Annotated in this window: 18 protein-coding genes and 1 riboswitch; of the genes, 8 read left to right on the top strand and 10 right to left on the bottom strand. The window is 64.4% G+C overall.

Features of this window, described 5'->3' with window-relative positions; all coding sequences use genetic code 11:
- Positions 1 to 60: 60 nt before the first annotated feature.
- Positions 61 to 1,278, bottom strand: a complete 1,218-nt coding sequence (locus tag FOY51_RS13585; RefSeq protein ID WP_149430759.1) for an NADP-dependent isocitrate dehydrogenase — start codon at positions 1,276 to 1,278, stop codon at positions 61 to 63.
- 102 nt (positions 1,279 to 1,380) lie between these two features.
- Positions 1,381 to 1,497: riboswitch (SAM riboswitch) on the top strand.
- A 127-nt stretch (positions 1,498 to 1,624) separates the two neighbouring features.
- Here FOY51_RS13585 and FOY51_RS13590 point away from each other — a divergent pair.
- Both FOY51_RS13590 and metX read left to right on the top strand, forming a co-directional pair.
- On the top strand, positions 1,625 to 2,935 hold the full coding sequence (locus tag FOY51_RS13590; protein ID WP_149430760.1) for a bifunctional o-acetylhomoserine/o-acetylserine sulfhydrylase: 1,311 nt from the start codon (positions 1,625 to 1,627) through the stop codon (positions 2,933 to 2,935).
- Positions 2,936 to 2,985: 50 nt separating this feature from the next.
- Positions 2,986 to 4,098, top strand: a complete 1,113-nt coding sequence (gene metX, locus FOY51_RS13595) for a homoserine O-acetyltransferase MetX (RefSeq protein ID WP_187776314.1) — start codon at positions 2,986 to 2,988, stop codon at positions 4,096 to 4,098.
- Between the two features lie 6 nt (positions 4,099 to 4,104).
- Here metX and FOY51_RS13600 read toward each other — a convergent pair whose 3' ends face one another.
- Genes FOY51_RS13600 through FOY51_RS13610 form a run of 3 tightly spaced genes read right to left on the bottom strand, consistent with a single transcriptional unit; the run spans position 4,105 to position 5,933 of the window.
- The gene (locus FOY51_RS13600) at positions 4,105 to 4,410 is read right to left on the bottom strand and encodes a DUF3017 domain-containing protein (protein WP_149430761.1); all 306 of its coding nucleotides are present in this window, start codon (positions 4,408 to 4,410) and stop codon (positions 4,105 to 4,107) included.
- A gap of 4 nt (positions 4,411 to 4,414) precedes the next feature.
- Positions 4,415 to 5,305 (bottom strand): bifunctional methylenetetrahydrofolate dehydrogenase/methenyltetrahydrofolate cyclohydrolase, encoded by an 891-nt coding sequence (locus FOY51_RS13605; protein WP_149430762.1) that lies wholly within the window; start codon positions 5,303 to 5,305, stop codon positions 4,415 to 4,417.
- A 22-nt stretch (positions 5,306 to 5,327) separates the two neighbouring features.
- The gene (locus FOY51_RS13610; protein WP_149430763.1) at positions 5,328 to 5,933 is read right to left on the bottom strand and encodes a pentapeptide repeat-containing protein; all 606 of its coding nucleotides are present in this window, start codon (positions 5,931 to 5,933) and stop codon (positions 5,328 to 5,330) included.
- Positions 5,934 to 6,105: 172 nt separating this feature from the next.
- Here FOY51_RS13610 and FOY51_RS13615 point away from each other — a divergent pair, with 172 nt between their 5' ends.
- A complete protein-coding gene (locus tag FOY51_RS13615; protein WP_149430855.1) occupies positions 6,106 to 6,570 on the top strand; it encodes a tRNA (cytidine(34)-2'-O)-methyltransferase in 465 nt (154 codons plus the stop codon).
- A gap of 65 nt (positions 6,571 to 6,635) precedes the next feature.
- Here the strand turns inward: FOY51_RS13615 and FOY51_RS13620 are convergent, their stop codons facing one another.
- Together FOY51_RS13620 and FOY51_RS13625 are read right to left on the bottom strand one after the other, a co-directional pair.
- Positions 6,636 to 7,529, bottom strand: a complete 894-nt coding sequence (locus FOY51_RS13620; RefSeq protein WP_235916299.1) for a DUF4349 domain-containing protein — start codon at positions 7,527 to 7,529, stop codon at positions 6,636 to 6,638.
- A gap of 33 nt (positions 7,530 to 7,562) precedes the next feature.
- On the bottom strand, positions 7,563 to 10,853 hold the full coding sequence (locus FOY51_RS13625) for an error-prone DNA polymerase (RefSeq protein WP_149430764.1): 3,291 nt from the start codon (positions 10,851 to 10,853) through the stop codon (positions 7,563 to 7,565).
- 154 nt (positions 10,854 to 11,007) lie between these two features.
- Between FOY51_RS13625 and FOY51_RS13630 the strand changes: the two genes are divergently transcribed.
- From FOY51_RS13630 to FOY51_RS13650, 5 genes are all read left to right on the top strand, one after another.
- A complete protein-coding gene (locus tag FOY51_RS13630; protein ID WP_149430765.1) occupies positions 11,008 to 12,039 on the top strand; it encodes a hypothetical protein in 1,032 nt (343 codons plus the stop codon).
- The gene (locus tag FOY51_RS13635) at positions 12,036 to 13,025 is read left to right on the top strand and encodes a hypothetical protein (RefSeq protein WP_149430766.1); all 990 of its coding nucleotides are present in this window, start codon (positions 12,036 to 12,038) and stop codon (positions 13,023 to 13,025) included. The genes FOY51_RS13630 and FOY51_RS13635 overlap by 4 nt, the downstream gene beginning before the upstream one ends.
- Entirely contained in the window at positions 13,022 to 13,828 is an 807-nt protein-coding gene (locus tag FOY51_RS13640) for a hypothetical protein (RefSeq protein WP_149430767.1), read from the top strand. Before FOY51_RS13635 ends, FOY51_RS13640 begins: the two co-directional genes overlap by 4 nt.
- 23 nt (positions 13,829 to 13,851) lie before the next feature.
- Positions 13,852 to 14,775 carry a hypothetical protein gene (locus tag FOY51_RS13645; RefSeq protein WP_149430768.1) on the top strand — a complete coding sequence of 308 codons (924 nt, stop codon included), beginning with the start codon at positions 13,852 to 13,854 and terminating at the stop codon, positions 14,773 to 14,775.
- 251 nt (positions 14,776 to 15,026) lie between these two features.
- On the top strand, positions 15,027 to 16,256 hold the full coding sequence (locus tag FOY51_RS13650; RefSeq protein WP_149430769.1) for a reverse transcriptase family protein: 1,230 nt from the start codon (positions 15,027 to 15,029) through the stop codon (positions 16,254 to 16,256).
- Positions 16,257 to 16,319: 63 nt separating this feature from the next.
- On the opposite strand, the gene FOY51_RS13655 is transcribed toward FOY51_RS13650, so the two are convergent.
- The 4 genes from FOY51_RS13655 to FOY51_RS13670 form a co-directional block, all read right to left on the bottom strand.
- Positions 16,320 to 17,327 (bottom strand): HNH endonuclease signature motif containing protein, encoded by a 1,008-nt coding sequence (locus FOY51_RS13655; protein ID WP_235916300.1) that lies wholly within the window; start codon positions 17,325 to 17,327, stop codon positions 16,320 to 16,322.
- Positions 17,258 to 17,587, bottom strand: coding sequence for a hypothetical protein (locus tag FOY51_RS13660; RefSeq protein ID WP_149430771.1), 330 nt, complete (start codon positions 17,585 to 17,587; stop codon positions 17,258 to 17,260). Before FOY51_RS13660 ends, FOY51_RS13655 begins: the two co-directional genes overlap by 70 nt.
- A 131-nt stretch (positions 17,588 to 17,718) precedes the next feature.
- Entirely contained in the window at positions 17,719 to 18,594 is an 876-nt protein-coding gene (locus tag FOY51_RS13665) for a ferredoxin family protein (protein WP_149430772.1), read from the bottom strand.
- Entirely contained in the window at positions 18,595 to 19,170 is a 576-nt protein-coding gene (locus FOY51_RS13670) for a YdeI/OmpD-associated family protein (protein ID WP_149430773.1), read from the bottom strand. It abuts the gene before it with no gap.
- Between the last annotated feature and the right edge of the window lie 24 nt (positions 19,171 to 19,194).

A 19,194-nucleotide genomic window follows, 5' to 3' on the forward strand; every position in this document is an offset into this window, starting at 1 on the left:
GCAACAAGGCACGGCCCGGACGTGTTCCTTGTCCGGCTCGTGAAATGTGTCACCGATCGACTACTTCAATTCCTTGGCGAGGTTCTCGTCGAGTGCGCCGAGGAACTCCTCGGTGGTCAGGTAGCCCTGATCGCCGCCCACCAACAGCGCGAGATCCTTCGTCATCTGCCCGCCTTCGACGGTCCTGATGACCACGTCTTCGAGCGCGTGCCCGAACGCGATGACATCGGGGGTGTTGTCCAACTTGCCGCGATGTTCGAGGCCGCGCGTCCAGGCGAAGATCGAGGCGATGGGGTTGGTGGACGTCGGCTTGCCCTGCTGATGCTGGCGGTAGTGCCGGGTTACGGTGCCGTGCGCCGCCTCGGCTTCGGCGATCTTGCCGTCCGGCGTCAGCAGCACCGACGTCATCAGGCCGAGGGAGCCGAAGCCCTGCGCCACCGTGTCCGACTGCACATCGCCGTCGTAGTTCTTGCACGCCCAGACGTAGCCGCCCTCCCATTTCATCGACGACGCCACCATGTCGTCGATCAAACGGTGCTCGTAGGTGAGTCCGGCGGCGTCGAATTCGGCTTTGAACTCGGTCTCGAAGATCTCCTGGAAGGTGTCTTTGAACATGCCGTCGTAGGCCTTGAGGATGGTGTTCTTGGTCGACATGTAGACCGGATAGTTCTGCTGCAGACCGTAATTGAACGACGCCCGAGCGAAATCGATGATCGACTGCTTGAAGTTGTACATCCCGAGCACCACGCCGCCGTCGTCGGGCATCTTCACCACCTCGTGCACGATCGGCTCGCTGCCGTCCTGCGGAGTGAACGTCAGGGTGACGGTGCCTGCCTCGAAGACCTTGAAGTCGGTTGCGCGGTACTGGTCGCCGAACGCGTGCCTGCCGATGATGATCGGCTTGGTCCAGCCCGGAACCAGCCGGGGAACATTGGAGATGATGATCGGTGCACGGAAGATGGTGCCGCCGAGGATGTTTCGGATGGTGCCGTTGGGAGAACGCCACATCTTCTTCAGACCGAACTCTTCGACGCGAGCCTCGTCGGGGGTGATGGTGGCGCATTTGACGCCGACGCCGTACTTCTTGATCGCGTTGGCTGCGTCGACGGTCACCTGATCGTCGGTCTGGTCGCGATGTTCGATGCCGAGGTCGTAGTACTCGAGGTTCACGTCCAGGTAGGGGTGGATCAGCTTGTCCTTGATGAACTGCCAGATGATGCGCGTCATCTCGTCGCCATCGAGTTCGACGACGGTGCCTTCTACCTTGATTTTGGACATGGCTGCTACGCGTCCTCCTGAGAAGGTCTACGACTACCTCACAACGTATACGGCGCCGGGCGGCGGCGACACGACACTCACGAACGGTTAATATTCTCGCCAGGTCATGAGTACCAGCGCGAAGCCCCGGCTCGCTGGTCGGCAACCCTCCAACCGCGGTGGGGTGCCCCGGGTGATGACCAGGTTGTTCGTGGCAAGTGCGAACGGCAAGCGCGCGTACGAGGAGGCCCACATGTGTTGTTGTCGGCGATAGGTCCCAACACCCTTCCTTACCCACCCCGCCGGTCCTCGGTACGAGCACGCTCCCGACCGGACCGACGGGTACACCTCTTTCCTGGAGAATCCGATGACTGAAGCAACCGCACCCGAAGACGTCACTGCCAACTGGGCCTTCGAGACCAAGCAGGTCCATGTCGGCCAAACGCCGGACGCAACCACCAACGCCCGTGCGTTGCCGATCTACCAGACCACGTCGTTCACCTTCGACAACACCGATCACGCCGCGGCGCTGTTCGGGCTGGCCGAGCCGGGCAACATCTACACCCGGATCATGAACCCGACACAGGACGCCGTCGAGCAGCGGATCGCATCGCTGGAAGGCGGTGTTGCCGCACTGCTGCTGGCATCCGGACAGGCTGCGACGACGTTCGCGCTGCTGAACATCGCTGGTGCGGGCGATCACATCGTGTCCAGCCCGCGGCTCTACGGCGGCACGTACAACCTGTTCCACTACTCGCTGCCCAAGCTCGGCATCGAGGTCTCCTTCGTCGAGGATCCCGACGATCTGGAGCAGTGGAAGGCCGCCGTCCGCCCGAACACCAAGGCGTTCTTCGGCGAAACCATCTCCAACCCGAAGAACGACGTGTTCGATCTGCCCGGTGTCTCGGAGGTCGCGCACGCTGCGGGTATTCCGCTGATCGTCGACAACACGGTTGCGACGCCGTACCTGATCCAGCCGCTGAGCCACGGCGCCGACATCGTCATCCACTCGGCCACCAAGTACCTCGGCGGCCACGGGTCGGCGATCGCAGGCGTGATCGTCGACGGCGGCACGTTCGACTGGACGCAGGGCCGGTTCCCCGGCTTCACGACCCCGGACCCCAGCTACCACGGCGTCGTGTTCGCCGACCTCGGCGCGCCTGCCTACGCGCTGAAGGCTCGCGTGCAGTTGCTGCGCGACCTCGGCTCGGCGATCTCGCCGTTCAACGCGTTCCTGATCAGCCAAGGTCTGGAAACGCTGAGCCTGCGTGTCGAGCGGCATGTCGCAAACGCCAAGAGGGTAGCCGAATTCGTCCAGGGCAACGAGGCTGTCACGTCCGTCGCCTACGCCGGTCTGCCCTCGTCGGCGTGGTACGAACGCGGGCAGCAGTTGGCGCCGAAGGGAGCGGGCGCGATCGTGGCTTTCGAGCTTGCCGGTGGCGTCGATGCGGGCAAGAAGTTCGTCGACGCGCTGACCCTCCACAGCCATGTGGCTAACATCGGAGACGTGCGTTCACTCGTGATTCACCCCGCATCGACCACACATTCGCAGCTCACGCCCGAGGAGCAGTTGGCCTCCGGAGTCACTCCGGGCCTGGTCAGGTTGGCAGTTGGCATCGAGGGAATCGACGATATTCTCGCTGATCTCACTGTCGGATTCGCAGCGGCGACGTCTTGAGTTCTAGTTCTGCGCCGTCCGGCTCAGCCACCACAGCCGCTCGTCCGGAGTTGGGATTCCCACCTCCGGACGGGCGGTTGGGCAGTGTCTCCATCGGAGACCTGACGCTCGAAAACGGGGCGGTGATCCCCGACGTTCGGCTCGCCGTCCAGCGCTGGGGTGAGCTCTCCCCCACCAAGAACAACGTCATTCTGGTCGAGCATGCGTTGACCGGCGATTCGCACGTGAGCGGCCCCGCCAACGACCAGCACCCGTCACCCGGGTGGTGGGACGGGATGATCGGCCCCGGCGCACCCGTCGACACCGACGAATGGTGCGTCGTCGCGACCAACGTGCTAGGCGGGTGCCGCGGCACCACCGGACCCGGATCGCTGGCGGCCGACGGCACGCCGTGGGGTTCACGGTTCCCGAACATCTCCATTCGCGATCAGGTTGCCGCCGAGATCGCGTTCGCCGACGTCATGGGTATCCAACGACTCGCGGCCGTGGTCGGTGGATCGATGGGCGGCATGCGGGTGCTCGAGTGGATGGTCACCGAGCCCGATCGGCTTGCGGCAGCACTCGTCCTGGCTGTCGGTGCGCGGGCAACCGCAGACCAGATCGGCACGCAGACAACGCAGATCGAAGCGATCCGGTCGGACCCCGACTGGCAGGGCGGCAACTATCACGGCACCGGACGCTCGCCGCGGGCCGGATTGCGCATCGCACGCCGTATCGCACACCTCACGTACCGGACCGAGTTCGAACTCGACCATCGTTTCGAGAACTTCGCCCAGGGCGACGAGGACCCGCGCGACGGCGGCCGCTACGCCGTGCAGAGCTACCTGGAGCATCAGGCGGACAAGCTGGTGGCCCGCTTCGATCCGGCCACCTACGTCTTGCTGACCGAGGCGATGAATCGACACGACGTCGGTCGCGGTCGCGGAGGCATCGAGGCCGCGCTGAAGGCTACGCCCGTGCCCTGCGTGGTCGGCGGTGTGGATTCCGATCGGCTCTACCCGCTGCGAACGCAGCAGGAGATTGCCGACCTGCTACCCGGCTGTCGAGGATTAGAGATCGTCGAATCGAAGGACGGTCACGACGGATTCCTCACGGAGGCAACGGCTGTCGCCGAGTTGCTGGCCGAGACGATGGAATTGGCGAGGCTGGGGATCGAGCTCTAGCCTGCGCTAGCCGGTGCCGAGCGGGTCGATGGAGAAGGCCAGCCACACGATCGCGGTCCCCACGACGAACAACGCTCCGGCATCGAGCCGCTTGCTTCGCACATGGAGCAGGCCCACCTGATCGTCGGGCAGCACGAACCGGAACGCACCGGCGAGCAGCGTCGCCACACCGAAGACGATGGCGCCGCGACGCCACCGATCCGACAGCACCAGCACCACGGCCGCAACGATCACGGCGACCACAACCACCATCGGCAGATGGCACCGCACGAAGCGGGTCAGCCGTTGGGTCTGGGTGAGGTCGGCGGTCATGCGGCTAACCTTGCCGGCTGTTCTGCAACGACTCCGCGCGCTCGACAACGTTCGACAGCAGGAACGCGCGGGTCAGAGGTCCGACTCCGCCCGGGTTGGGCGAAAGGAATCCGGCAACGTCCTTGACGTCGGCTGCCAGGTCGCCCACGCGACCGTCTGGCCCCTTGCTGGCGCCGACGTCGACAACGGCCGCACCGGGACGAATCATGTCGGCTGTGATCAGACCAGGCGAACCCGCGGCGGCGACGACGATGTCCGCGCGGCGCACCTCTGCTGCCAGATCCTTGGTTCCGGTGTGGCACAGCGTCACCGTCGAGTTCTCGCTGCGGCGAGTGAGGATGAGACCGAGAGGGCGGCCGACGGTGACGCCACGGCCGACGATCACGACGTGTGCGCCGGCGAGCGGAACGTCGTACTTGCGGAGCAGGTGGACGACGCCGCGCGGCGTGCACGGCAGGGTCGACTCCTGACCGAGGACGAGCCGGCCCAGGTTCACCGGGTGCAGGCCGTCGGCGTCTTTGGCGGGGTCGATGCGCTCGAGGATCGCGTTCTCGTCGAGATGTTTCGGCAACGGCAATTGCACGATGTAGCCGGTGCATGCGGGGTCGGCGTTCAGCTCGTCGATGACGGCGTTCAGCTCGTCCTGCGTGACGTCCTCAGGCAAATCTCGACGGATCGAGTTGATGCCGACTTTCGCGCAATCGCTGTGCTTGAGCCGCACGTAAGTTTCGGAACCCGGATCGGAACCGACCAACACGGTCGCGAGACCAGGGACTATGCCCTTCGCCGTCAGTGCCGCCACGCGTTCGGTGAGGTCGGCGAAAATCTCGTCACGGGTGGCCTTGCCGTCCAGGAGCGTCGCAGTCGCAGGATGGGTCGTCGCAGGTTGTGTCACGGCGCCATTCTCGCAGACTCGCCTACTCCACGGTCAGACCGTTGGCGCGCGCGTACGCAACGGCTTGGGTCAGCTCGACGCGGGCCGTGCCGAGCGTGGCATTGGTCCACAGGGCCGGATCGATGTGCGCGCCGCGAAGGTCGGCGCCGTCGAGCTTGAGGCTCTGGGTGCGCGCACCGAGCAGGTCCGCGGAGCACAAGGTCGCCTTGCGAAGATCGGCACCGACGAGGTTGGTCTCGCGAAAGCGGCAGTCGGACAAATCGACGCCACGAAGGTCGATCCCGCCGAGAGCGGTCAGCGAGAAATCGACGTCGTCGAACGTGATCGGCCGCATCCGGCATTCCTCGAACACCGAGCCGAGCAGCGTCGAGTTACGAAACACGCTGTGCCACAACGTGGTTCTACGGAACGTGCACGAGCGAAACGCAGAATTGGAGTGCTGCGACTCGCCCAGATCGGCGCCGGTGAAGTCGCAATCGGTGAACAGCACGCGCTCGGTATGCAGGCCGTTCATATCGGCATCGCGGAACGAGCAGCCCGTGTAGTGCTGATCGTGCCACCGTTCGCCACCGAATCGGCCGTCGGAAAAATCTTCGCCGGTGAGTTCCTGGAAGTCGATGGTGGACATGGTTCCATTGTCCTCGCGAGCACTGACACCTGCCACCGCTCTCCCATCTACAAACGGTCGGGTGATTGCTCACGCACCCCTGTTCCCGCTGGGTCTCACGACCATCCTGGCAACGAACGGATTCCGGGTGTGCGGGTCGAAGAGCAAGTGCGCGAGATGGAAAGCTGGTCCGGTGTTCCGACTGATGTTCCACGAGCCCAAGATCCCGCCCAATACCGGCAATGCGATCAGGCTGTCCGCGATTACCGGCTCCGAGCTGCACCTGGTCGGCCCGCTGGGCTTCGACATGTCCGAGCCGAAACTCAAGCGCGCCGGCCTCGACTACCACGATTTGGCGTCGGTCACCGTGCACGACGACCTCGACGCCGCATGGACAGCGCTGCAACCCGAGCGGGTCTACGCGTTCACCGCACACGCGACCACATCGTTCGCCGACATCGCCTATCAACCCGGCGACGTGCTGCTGTTCGGCCCCGAGCCGACCGGCCTCTCCGACGAGGTGCTCGCCGACTCGCACATCACCGAACAGCTCAGAATCCCGATGCTTGCCGGACGCCGCTCACTGAACCTGGCAAACGCTGCATCCATCGCGCTCTACGAGGCGTGGCGCCAGCACGGCTATGCAGGTAGCAACTAGCGGTCGAGTTCATCAGTGAAGGATTTTGGTCGGATATCGATCAAAATCCTTCACAACCAGGACAGCTAGCTCCGACGCCTGCGAATCACCCGCAGGCTCAGCCACACCACGCCACCGATGATCGCGAGGAATGCGATCCACGGCAGGGCAGAGCCGATCCAGACGATTGCACCGCCGATCCACGAGATCAGCGAATGCCAGCCGGAGACAATGCCGTCCCAGAAATTGTCGGGACTCGAGCTCGGCGTCGCGTCTTCGGTGGTGAACTGAATTGTCAACGTGGACAAGTCGATCTGGTCATCGAGGCGTCGCTGCTGCGAGGTGAGACTGTCCAGCTCGCCCTGCCGATCCGAGACGGCTTTCTCCGCCTCGATCAGGTCAGCGGTGTTGGTCGCCGACGCGATCAATGCGCGGAGGCGATCTACCGACGTTTGCAGTGCCTTGATGCGCGCATCCAGGTCGTCGACTTGCATGGTGACGTCGTTCTTGCTGAGGCTGACGCTGGTCACCTTGCCGATGTCGCGGAGGTCGTCGATGAATTGATCGGTCTTGTCGGCGGGCACCCGGACGGTGAGCGAGCTGCTGGGCGTCGTGTTGTCGGTGCCAGGCTGCTCGTTGCGATCGTCGACGCGACCCTGCAGCGATTCCACCTTCGTCGTCGCCTTGTGCGCGGCATCGATCGGGTCCGACGCGGTCACGTTGACGCTGCCGGTGACCACCTCTTTGCGATCGGCCTGATCCGGGGCCTGCGTACGACTGTCGGACTGAAAGCTCTTCGGCGCCGGCGATGCGGCCTCCGACATCGGGCTGCCCGGCGCGACGGCAACAGCGGGCGCTGAACCACCTGCGGACGGTCCGGAGTCGGAATCGCAGCCGATCAACGTGACCGCGAAGACCGCAACGATCGTCGCCAACATCGCGCCGCGTCTGCGGTATTTCGAGACCGAATGCTCCGTCATGTTCGAAGGGTAACCGGACAATCCGCTCGCTCGTCATCGAAAATCTCTCGATTTGGACGCGATACGCAGATCCATCCGTTGCAGCCGATCCGCTACGACCGTGACCGCGCCCTCCGCGTTCTGCACTTTTCCACGGATCAGCAGGGCGGGCGCCGACTGTGCGAGCTTGCGGTACTTAGCCCACAACCCGACGGAGCACACCACGTTCACCATCCCCGTCTCGTCCTCGAGGTTGATGAAGGTGACACCCGCAGCCGTCGCAGGCCGTTGCCGATGCGTCACCGCTCCCCCGACCAACACCCGATCACCGTCCGGCATCGTCAGCAGGCGATCCGCAGGCACCACTCCCAACGCATCGAGTTGCGGCCGAAGGAACTGCGTCGGATAGGTGCCGGGCGACACACCCGTTGCCCACACATCGGCTGCCGCCATTTCCAGGTCGCTCATCCCGGGCAAGGCAGGCGCCTGCGTCGACGCCCCGATGCCGGGCAACCGATCCGGGCGCTCCCCCGCCGCCGCCCCGGCAGCCCACAATGCTTCTCGACGTGAGGTACCCAGGCATCCCAAAGCACCGGCGGTGGCGAGTGATTCGGACTGCGCGACGCTGAGCGCCACCCGACCGGTCAGATCGAGGAACGACGCGAACGCACCACCCGATTCCCGTGCTGCCACTATCTTTTCGGCCAACTCCGTGCCGATGTGCCGAACCGCAGCGAGCCCAAGCCGAATCTGCAGACCGGCATCTTCGAGCGTCGCCTCGGCAAGGCTCGCGTTGATGTCCGGGCCGTGCACGATCACGTCGTGTCGGCGCGCATCCGCCACCAGCGATTGCGGCGAATAGAACCCCATCGGCTGCGCTCGGAGCAATCCTGCACAGAAGGCCGCGGGATGGTGCAGCTTGAACCAGGACGAGTAGAACACCAGCGCCGCGAAACTCTGCGAATGACTCTCCGGGAAGCCGAAATTGGCGAAGGCATAGAGCTTCTCGTAGATCCGATCGGCAACGCTGTCGGGTATGCCGTGCTTCGTGCGCATACCCTCGTAGAGCCGCCCCTTGAGTCGATCCATTCGCTCCGGCGATCGCTTCGATCCCATCGCTCGTCGTAGTTGATCTGCCTCTGCTGCCGAAAATCCTGCGACGTCGATCGCCATCTGCATCAACTGCTCCTGAAACAGCGGCACGCCCTTGGTGCGTTTCAGCGAGTTCTCCAGCGACGGGTGGTCGTAGGTGATCGGCTCCAACCCGTTGTGGCGCCGGATGTACGGGTGCACCGAGCCGCCTTGGATCGGACCCGGCCTGATCAGCGCCACCTCCACAACCAGGTCGTAGAACGTGCGCGGCTTGAGCCTGGGCAGCGTCGCCATCTGCGCGCGCGACTCCACCTGGAACACCCCCACCGAATCGGCGCGCTGCAACATTTCGTACACAGCGGTTTCGGTGAGATCGAGTTGAGCGAGATCCACCTCGATGCCTTTGTGCTCGGCAACCAGATCGATCATGTAGTGCAGGGCGGAGAGCATGCCGAGACCGAGCATGTCGAACTTCACCAATCCCACTGCGGCACAGTCGTCTTTGTCCCACTGCAGCACGCTGCGGTTCTCCATCCGCGCCCACTCCACCGGGCATACGTCGGCGATGGGGCGGTCGCAGATCACCATGCCGCCGGAGTGAATTCCCAGATGTCGCGGAAACCCCTCGATCTCTTCGGCCAACTCCAGCACCTCGGCCGGAATGTCCGTCCCCACCTCTTTGCCGATGCCCGTCCAGCGGCTGACCTGCTTGCTCCACGCATCCTGCTGACCTTGCGAAAACCCCAGCGCCCGAGAGACATCGCGCACCGACGACTTGCCTCGGTAGGTGATGACGTTGGCCACCTGAGCCGCATACGCACGCCCGTACTTCTGATAGACGTGCTGGATCGCTTCTTCGCGGCGATCGGACTCGATGTCGACATCGATGTCCGGCGGGCCGTCGCGTTCTGTGGAGAGAAATCGCTCGAACAGCAACTGGTTGGTGACCGGGTCGACATTCGTGATGCCGATGGCGTAGCAGACAGCGGAGTTGGCAGCCGATCCTCTACCCTGACACAGGATGTCGTTGTTCTTGCAGAAGGACACGATGTCGTGCACGACCAGGAAATAGCCGGGAAACCCCAGCTCGGCAATGACTTTCAGCTCGTGCTCGATCTGCCGGTACGCATCCGGACGCTGCTCGGGAGTGCCGTAGCGGCGCGCGGCGCCCGCCGTTGCGAGTTCGCGCAGCCAGCTGTTCTCGGTGTGCCCGGCAGGAACGTCGAACGGCGGCAGCTGCGGCGCGATCAGCCGAAGATCGAAGGCGCATTCGAGCCCCAGATCCGCGGCGGCTTGCACCACACCTGGATGATCGGCGAACAGCGTTGCCATCTCCTCGCCGGAGCGAAGATGCGCACCGCCCCTCGGTGCCAGCCAACCCGATGCCTCGTCCAGACTCTGCCGCGCCCTGATCGCCGCCATCGCCATCGCCAGCCGACGACCCGCCGGTGCCGCGAAATGCGCACCGGTCGTGGCGATTGCCGAAACTCCCTGCTGTGCAGCAAGGCTCGCGAGTATTGCATTGCGCTCGTCGTCTTCCGGAATCCCGTGGTGGGTGAGTTCGACGGTCACCCGATCCGTGCCGAATCGGTCGACCAGCGCACCCAGCGCCGACCCGGCAGCGGCCTCTCCTGCGCGGTCGAGAGCGCGTCGAACATGCCCCTTCCGGCACCCCGTCAGAATCTGCCAATGCCCGCCGGCGGCCTCGGTGAGCCGATCGAGGTCGTAGCTGAGCTTGCCCTTCTCACCACCGACCAGATGTGCTGTCGCAATCTCACGGGACAGCCTGCGATAACCCTCCTGCCCTCGTGCCAGTACCAGCAGATGCGTGCCCTCCGGATCGGGCGAACCGGTACGGGAATCCGTTGTGTCGAGCGACAACTCGGATCCGAACACCGTCTTCATCCCCAGTTCCTTGGCGGCTTCGGCGAACCGAACGACGCCGTAGAAGCCGTCGTGATCGGTGATCGCGATTGCCTCCAGCCCCAACCGGACCGCCTCTTCCACCAGCGTCTCCGGGTGACTCGCGCCGTCGAGGAAGCTGTACGCGGAGTGCGCATGCAGTTCGGCGTAAGGGACGGTATGCCCGGCCGAGTCGATCCGCCCGCCCTCGTACTTCCCGCGCTTTCGCGACCACGCAGGACTGTCACCGCCGTCTCCGGGATACATCGCCTCCGGCGGATTGCGCCCTGGTCTGCCCGAGAGCACACGTTCCAGCTCGGACCAGGTGGGTGGGCCGTTGTGCCAGCCCATTACGCCACCTCCGGGCGCGGGGTGAATGTCACTACCATGAATCGAACATACATTCGGGTACCGACACCACTTCGAATCATGCTGTCGATAACCCGTGCTCGAACGGTGTCCGCTGGTATCTGATGTGTCGACCGAACTACTACAGGACTCAATTATGTTCGCCCTGCGACACACCTTCAGGTTGGGCATCGCTGCGGCGATGGCCTCAGCCGGCCTCTTTCTACCCGCAACAGCGCATGCCGACGACGCGGTTCCGTTGAACGGACTGTTTGCGGTGGCGCCCGGCACCTGCTCGGGTGGCGCCGTGACCGGCAGTTTCTTCCGGATGATCCTTCCGGCGGGCGACTCGAACGGACCGTTTCTCTCCAACAGCGACTCCGGTTGCAGTGACCAGACGGTGACGCCGCTTGCCCCAGGCACCGACGGCGGGCTGGTCAGCGGCAGCTACCAACCGCAGCCTGCACAGGCCTTCGACGCGACGGGTAACGCGATTTCGGGCAGCGTCACCCAACCCGTTCGCTTCTACGGCGTCGGATTCGCGACGGCGACCAACCAGGTCGATCCGCAGACCGGATCGAGCGCTGCCGCCCCGCAGCTGTACGCGACGGGCAACTCGTTGAGCGGGGACCTCAGCAGTCTCGGCGTCACCTGGAACAACCAGGTCTTCAACCAGGGTGCTCCGAAGCCTGGCGGCGACCTTCCCGGCAAGACCCGTGCACTGAGTGGCTCGATCGACCCGGCGACCGGAAGTTTCGTCGTCGAGTGGACCAGTCAGATCGTCGGCGGACCGTTCAACAACTTCACCGGACTGTGGCATCTGGCGGGCCAGTATCGCGGAGGAACATCGCTGCAGGCACCTGCTCCAGTAGCGCCCGCGGTGCAGGCACCGCCCGCACTGGCCGCCCCCGCCGTCGCACCTGGGGCGCCCGCTCCCGCCGCACCTGTGGCGCCGGGTGCACCACAACCCTCCCCAGCGGCAACTGCTGTCGCTACGCCTGTGGCCACCCCGGCACAAACCAACGCAGATCCGACCAACGCAGATCCGGCACTGACTGCACGGACGCTGGAACTGCCGCGGACCGATCATCCGCCAAGGTGGGCCGTACCTGTGCTGGTACTGCTCGGACTGTTCGGCGTCGCACTGTTCTTCAATGCCGAACGCATTGCGGGCAAGAAGAAGTCGTGAGCGGCGCATCTCTCCCGGCGTACTCGGACTACGTCTCCGAACACAATCTCGCGAGTGAGCGGGGGCCTGCGCCGCGCCGTCGCTGGCCCTACCTGCTCGCGGCGGCGACAGGTCTCGTTCTGATCGTCGCTCCGATCGCGCTCGGCATGTTCACCCGTGCGGCGCAAGGGCAGTTGATGCTCTCGTCGTTCGCGCCGTACATGTCGCAAGAGCAGATCACCAGCTTCCGCAACGACCTGACGGTGATCTCGGCTGCCCGCGCAAACGTGACGTCGTTGCAGAGCACCGGCCAAGCGCCTGCCGGTAGATACCAGTACGTCGACGGGTTCGTGCGCGACTACCCCGCGATCGACGCCGACCTGAACACCACGCTCGACGCTGTGCAAGCCAATCTTGGCAATTACCAACGGCTCACGGCACTGCCACCGTTCGGATCGATCCCGTGGCTGTTCGTCCTACCGGGCGCGGTACTTCTGGGTGCCGGCGTGCTCGGGGCACGTAAAGCGCTGCACGGCACACCATCACCGATCGCACGAGGTGTCATCGGACTAACAGGTATCGCGCTGATCGCTGCACCACTCGCTCTGGGCCTGTTCGCCGATGCACCCGCAGGATCACAACTGGTCGACGGATTTACCCCCGTACTCACTCGCGACCACGTTCGACAATTGCAGGGCTACTTCGTGACACTCGTCGGCGGTCAGGGCGAGCTCGACAGCCGCTACACCAAAGCCGTACGAGTCGAACATCCAGAAGCAGACCTGTCGGCGATCGATGCCCTCGCGTCTCGATGGCAGCCGATGACGTCGGAGTTCGCGGGCTTCGTCGGAGCCATGAGCGACAACGTCGAGAACTTCGACGGCGTTGTTGCACTTCGTGATTCGACGCGGCCGCTCGGATTCGACGCATTCCACGGCATCGGCTGGTTCTTCGTCGTATCAGGCGTTTTGGCGCTCGCCGCCGCCTACCCAGGAGGTAAGAAATGAAGTTCACGCGCATCATCGGTGCTGCCGTCGTGGCGACTGCGCTGCTCGCAGGCGCAGGATGTTCTGCGGACTCCGATGCGGCTACCACCCCAGCAGGCCCGCAACCGCTCGTCGGTCTGTTCCGCATTACCGCGGGCACCGTTGACGGACAGAATGTTTCGGGCAGTTGGTTCCGGATGGTCCAACCCGGCGGCACACCCGCTGCCGGGCCGTACATGCCAAACGGCGATTCACCGGTACCGGGCGGTGGTGCCACGCTGTTGGAGCCCGGCACCGAAGGCGGACTACGGGTCGGCGGCTACCAGTCGGAGCCGCAACCCGGATTCGCAGACGGCAATTCGTTGGCGGCCTCGATCATGAAGCCCACCAAGTTCTTCGGCGTGGAGTTCGCTACCTCCACCAATGCGATAGACCCGCAAACACAGAACCCCGCGGCCGCACCGTCCGTAACCGACGAGGGCGGCAAACTCACAGCCGACCTATCTGCGTGGGCGGCGTCGTGGAACAACCAGGAATTCAATCAGGGTGCCCCCAAGCCGCCGCAGCGGACCGGCGCACAGGTGGCCGGTGCCGCACAGGTGAAGCAGGCCTGGGATTGGGTCAGCAAGACCTGGCTGAAGTTGCCGGAGAAGACCGAGAGTGAAGGTCCGCCCGCCACAGGCACTTACGACGCCGATGCCAAGAAGTACACGCTCGAGTGGACCAGCTTGATCGTCGGTGGCCCGTTCAACGGATTCACCGGCGTCTGGCACCTCGAAGGCACCTTCGAACCTGGCGACGCCGCACCCGCATCCGTTCGCTGACAACACATCTGGAGACCATTGCTATGACGTACTCGACATCCATCCCCCGAGCGGGACTTGCCACGGCGATCCGTGTGCTGGCCGCGTTCGCGGTGATCGGCAGCTCGGTTGCAGTGACCGCGTTGACCGTTCGTGAAGGAGACAGCGTGGCGGTCGTGGTGCCGCAGGCAGCGGTAGCGCCCCGCCCGGCCGCTCCTGCCGTTGCACCGTCGGCAGCTGCGCCGTCGGCAGCGGTGCCAGCACCAGTAGCACCTGCGCGCGGTGGCGCAGCACCTGCCGCATCTGTCCCGTTGGCACCGGCTGCACCGGCGAAATCAGCGGCACCAGGTACCGCCATCGCAATAACCCCCGGCGGTAGCGCGGCGCCGGCCGCACCCGCGCTGGCCTTGACGCCCGGCACGGGACCGAGCGCATCGCAGCCGATCGCGCCCGGCGGCACCGCGAATGCGAGTCCCTTTGCCTCCCAACCGACAAAGCCTCAACCAACCTGCCCGCTCGGCTGGCCCGCTCCCGCCAAACAAGGCGGGCTGGCATCGCTGATCGGTCTCGCGCCGCTGGCCGGTGCCTTCTCGTCGGAGGCCTTCGCGCTCGGCCCGGTGTATCAGCCGCTACTACAGCTGGTGGGCCCGGTGCTTGCCGAGATCGAGCCGGTGATCACGCAGAATGCACCGTTGATCGCGCCGATCATCCAGCAGGCGCAGGGCATCACAGCCGTTGTACTGGAGGCGATCCTGCCGTATTACGGGCCATACCGGCAGCAGTTGCTCGACGCCGAAGGTGAGCTAGCCAAGCAGCTCACACCGATTCTGGATCGCGTGTACAACAGCGAGGCAGCATCGTGCTTGGTCGCATGGGAGGGACAGATCATCGATCAGGCACACGGCGGCAGGATCACGGTCGCGTCGCTGGCGCATCCCGGCACAGTCGTCGAACTGGGGCCGAAGTAGGGCACTGTTGCGCGCGGGCATGATCGGCGACCTCGGCTCATGCCAAGCCGATTCTCGTCATATGGCATCGTGACCATGTGCGACGGTGCGGGGGCGAGTGGTGCAGCCGGTTCGCCGGTTGTGGCCGCGTCAGGGGTAACCCCTGGCTTGTCAGTATCAGCCGGACGCACCGTCCGACGCACGACCGCACGCTTCGCGTGCCTGAGTGCGCCGCAGACGACAGTTATCGGTCGCCCCTCGCCGTCGCACGCATGACCGACCAACGCGCGCTGCCGCCCGTCATGGCTCGCCACCTCGCGGAGGTCGCGGACGCGGGGCCTTGGACGAAATACGCACTCACGCAGCGCTTCGAGGAAGCCGGCGCGCGCGACGCAGTGTCGATCGCGCATAGGCTGTTCGACCTCATGCCCAGCCCGCCTATCGAGGGCGCCGAGAGCGTGTACCGGTTGTTGGTCGAGCTTCCGCGCATCGATCGACCTGCTCCAATCGCACCGCGCGTTCTGTGGAAATTCGGTGTGCCGCAGTGGTCGCAGACCGCGGCCGTTGCCGAGGCCGTCGGACTCACTCCCACCGAGCTCGACTGGTTTGCCGATCGCGGTGGCTGGTTGCGCACCAAAGCGCCTCCACTGCAGCACTATCGGTACCGCACCCGAGGTGATCGGCTACTCGAAGCGCCCAAGGAGCGGTTGCGCGAAGTGCAGCGCAAGATCTTGCGGGCGGTACTCGACAGCGTTCCCACCCACCCGGCGGCGCACGGATTCGTCGTCGGCCGCAGCGTGCACACCTTCGCAGCCCCACATGCGGGACGCGAGGCGGTTGTCCGAATCGACCTGCGCGCATTCTTTTCCACGATCACGCAGGCACGGGTGCGCGCGGTGTTCGGTGCGCTGGGCTATCCCGATCACGTGGCGCGGGTGCTCGCGGGACTCTGCACAACGGCCACGCCGGCGAAAGTTCTTGCACCACTGCCCTTCGAATCCGCAACCCGACTCCGCACTCCGCATCTGCCGCAAGGCGCACCGACGTCACCTGCGCTCGCCAACCTGGTGTGCCATCGCCTCGATCGCAGGTTGACCGGGTTGGCTCGCTCGCATCGAGCCGCCTACTCCCGTTACGCCGACGACCTTGCATTCTCCGGCTCGGAACTGGCAGTCGATCGTCTGGTGCATGCCGTCGGACTGATCGTGGCGGATGAAGGCTTTACCGTGCACCCTCGTAAGACACGAATCATGCGGGCACATCGCCAACAGCATCTAGCAGGCCTCGTCGTCAACGATCGTCCGCAAGCAGCACGTTCCGACTACGACGACCTGCGCGCACTGCTCTTCAATTGCGTTCGCTACGGATCACATTCGCAGAACAGGGACGACTTGCCACACTTTCGCGAGCATGTCTACGGCCGAATTGGGTGGATCGGCGAATCGAATGAAACCCGGAAACGCACCCTGCTTTCCTTGGCTGATCGGGTGGACTGGGCTTGAACGCACAACGGCTCCGCACCGGTGCTGCCGGTGCGGAGCCGTTCTGTGTGATTGCGCGTCCGGCTAAGCCATGATCGGCGAGCCGCGGTTGTTGGCGGGTAAGGGTTCTCGGAATCGGTCGCGTTTGACGGGTGGGATGAACCAGGGGTGTCGATCTTCACCGATGAACACGTCCCAGCCGCTGTGGTGGATCATTCGGTGATGAAACCGGCAGAGCAGCACCAAATTGTCGAGGTCGGTAGGTCCGCCATCTGCCCAGTGCTTGACATGATGTCCGTCGCACCAGGACGGTGGCCGTCCGCAGCCGGGAAAGGCGCAGCCGTGATCCCGAGCTACCAACGCGCGCCGCAGCTTTCGGGAAATGACTTTGGTTGTTCTGCCGAGGTCGATCGGGGTGCCGTTCTCGTCCAACAAGATCGGTGAGAGGGTGCAGTCGCAGGCCAGGCGGCGAACCGTGTCGACAGACAAGGGTCCCATCCACGGCGTCCACCCGACATCCGTCGCGGCGAACATCTCTTGGTAGGCACCCCGATCCGGTTCGGGCTTCTCGACCAAATCGTGGGCGTTGATGTGAACGTGCAGGTGCGGGCGTTCGCCACCTTCATCAGGCCCGCAGGCGGAGTCGTGGTAGCGGCGCAGCACCTCGGTCAAGGCATCGGCGCGGCGTTGGGCCGGGGTGCGTCGGTCGGGTTCGGCATCAGTATCGGGTCGTGGTTTCGACAACGGGGACAGGGCGGAGAGCAGCATCTCCCCGGTTTCGGCATCGACATCACCTTTGAGAATCACCCGACCATTGATCGTGGTGGAGGCGAAGAACTCGTTGCGATCGACATCCTCTGCAGGTGGCGGGTCATCGGCTTCGAAGACTCGCTTCAGACGGGCGATCGCACCTCGTAAAACCTTGGTATCTCGGTCTTTCGCGGCGTCGAGCAGAAAGTCCAGAGCAGCGGGCGCGGCCTCGGCGGGCATGCCCGCGGGTGGGCGTTCCATGAAGGAGATGATCATCGCAGCATGATCTGCGGAGATCTCCTGGGCTTCGTATGCGGCGCGGACGTCGGGGTTGCGGCGCAAGGCAGCTGCAACGCGTTCGATCTTGATGCCTCGCGATTGTTCAGCGCAGTAGTGCTTGCCAACCACGCTGCGGGACCTGTGTAGCCGAAGGGAACGGCGCCACGATCTTCTATGTCGCTGACCATCCGGAAGCGCAGAGCTTCGAGATCGTGGATCACCGAGCAGACGTCGAGGAGCGACGACGCCAATGCGTCGTTGGTCAGCTGCCACGTCTCATGGCCAACCGACTTCAGCTCTTTGAGAATCTCCCCTAACCCCATACCCGAAAGTGTATCGAGACCCACCGACATGAAACTCCTGAAACCTATGGGGCTCAAGGGAAGTGCGCTCCACACTGTGAGTGAAGTTCGGTGCCCTGACACCCAACTTCACGCACGGGCGGCGAAGCCGCCTACAGTTCTCGCACCGATTCGACGACAACGGCTTCACCCGGTTTCAGAACCGCACCACAACTGGCAGGGCGCGGCGCCAACGGCTCGGTGGTGACCTTCACCGCCCACCGACGGCCATCGCGATGCACCACCACCGGATCGGCTGACGATTCGATCACGGTCAAGTCATCCGCGCCTGCCAAAACCGTCTGGCGAACAGCGACTTCGGCGGCTTGACCTACCGCGCTGTAGCAACTGCGACCACGAAGCCCGTCGATCGACACCTCACCACCGTGCGCTGCCTTCACGACATCTCCGGAGCGCTCGATATCGAGTCTTCCGTAGGTGTAACCACTGGGCAGCAAGATCATCGACGGTGCGAACCGATGCCCACCGGTGTGCGAGCACTCCCACACCGCAGCCGGAAAGCGTTGTGCCAGCGCCGCTGCGATCGGTCTACCCAATCGCGCACAGCACTGATCACGCTTTCCGTGCACGCAAACCAGGACAGGCGGCGCCTCGACAGCCGCGCCGATGCCGGGCGCGGGACCGCCCAATCTGCCGAGGTCGATCTCCAACAACTGATCCAGACTCGTGATCGTCATGCGCTCACACCACGACTGGCTGGGCCGCGAATTGGCAAGCAGCACAGTTCGATGCGTGATCGGCACGGTCCGCCCCACCCTGCGAATCAGCATCAGCCGAACATCCGCGGCCGCGGTTCGACGAGCGAGTTCGATCGACAGATTTCGACCCAACACAGCGTCATCGAGTACGTCTCGGCCCCACGCACCTGGATGCTCGACGCACAGCCACCCCTTCACGTGCGCAGCGGTTCCGGGTAGCGGTTCGTCGACAGCCGACAGCGCAGAACAGGTCAGGTTCTCGATTGTCATCTATTGGAACTTCTTGCCGTCTGCGAACATCTGCACGAACTTCGCGATGCGCCGTGCTCGCGTCTCCGGCTTGATCGCATCGTTGAGCTGGTAGTAGACCTGGAAGCGATTCTGACTGTCCAGGGTCTCGAAGAACTCGGCGGCAGCGGGATTCTTCGCCAGTTCGTCGAGGAAGTCCTGCGGCGTCTTGGCATCCTTCGGACCGTCGTACGCCCGATCCCAGCGGCCGTCGGCCTTGGCTCTGTCGACCTGCGCCTGCCCGGCTGGATGCAACAAACCCTGCGCAGCCAACTCGGCGATCTTGCCGACGTTGCGTTTGGACCAGGGGCTACGCGCCCGACGCGGCGTGAATCCCTGCAGGTAGAAGTTCGCGTCGAGTCCCTTGGTCTGTCCGTCGATCCAACCGAAACAGAGCGCTTGGTCCAGCGCCTGGGCGTAATCGATGGACGTCTCGCCCGATGCCTTCTTGGCGAATTTCAGCCAAACCCCTTGTTCCAAGCCATGATTGACTTCTAGCCACTCACGGAATGCCGCGCCGTCGGGGAAGTACTCGATGGATCGGTCCGCAGCAGCCATGTACTCACTCTAGAATCCGAGGTC

It is taken from the genome of Antrihabitans cavernicola, from assembly GCF_008297975.1.
GTDB classification, from domain to species: domain Bacteria; phylum Actinomycetota; class Actinomycetes; order Mycobacteriales; family Mycobacteriaceae; genus Antrihabitans; species Antrihabitans cavernicola.

Excerpts from the sequence above, each read along its gene's own strand:
- FOY51_RS13600 (WP_149430761.1), bottom strand. The coding sequence starts at position 4,410 with ATGACCGCCGACCTCACCCAGACCCAACGGCTGACCCGCTTCGTGCGG.
- FOY51_RS13650 (WP_149430769.1), top strand. The coding sequence starts at position 15,027 with ATGACCGACCAACGCGCGCTGCCGCCCGTCATGGCTCGCCACCTCGCG.
- FOY51_RS13625 (WP_149430764.1), bottom strand. The coding sequence starts at position 10,853 with ATGGGCTGGCACAACGGCCCACCCACCTGGTCCGAGCTGGAACGTGTG.
- FOY51_RS13590 (WP_149430760.1), top strand. The coding sequence starts at position 1,625 with ATGACTGAAGCAACCGCACCCGAAGACGTCACTGCCAACTGGGCCTTC.
- FOY51_RS13610 (WP_149430763.1), bottom strand. The coding sequence starts at position 5,933 with ATGTCCACCATCGACTTCCAGGAACTCACCGGCGAAGATTTTTCCGAC.
- FOY51_RS13620 (WP_235916299.1), bottom strand. The coding sequence starts at position 7,529 with ATGACGGAGCATTCGGTCTCGAAATACCGCAGACGCGGCGCGATGTTG.
- FOY51_RS13585 (WP_149430759.1), bottom strand. The coding sequence starts at position 1,278 with ATGTCCAAAATCAAGGTAGAAGGCACCGTCGTCGAACTCGATGGCGAC.
- FOY51_RS13670 (WP_149430773.1), bottom strand. The coding sequence starts at position 19,170 with ATGGCTGCTGCGGACCGATCCATCGAGTACTTCCCCGACGGCGCGGCA.
- FOY51_RS13645 (WP_149430768.1), top strand. The coding sequence starts at position 13,852 with ATGACGTACTCGACATCCATCCCCCGAGCGGGACTTGCCACGGCGATC.
- FOY51_RS13660 (WP_149430771.1), bottom strand. The coding sequence starts at position 17,587 with ATGGGGTTAGGGGAGATTCTCAAAGAGCTGAAGTCGGTTGGCCATGAG.
- FOY51_RS13630 (WP_149430765.1), top strand. The coding sequence starts at position 11,008 with ATGTTCGCCCTGCGACACACCTTCAGGTTGGGCATCGCTGCGGCGATG.
- FOY51_RS13665 (WP_149430772.1), bottom strand. The coding sequence starts at position 18,594 with ATGACAATCGAGAACCTGACCTGTTCTGCGCTGTCGGCTGTCGACGAA.
- FOY51_RS13640 (WP_149430767.1), top strand. The coding sequence starts at position 13,022 with ATGAAGTTCACGCGCATCATCGGTGCTGCCGTCGTGGCGACTGCGCTG.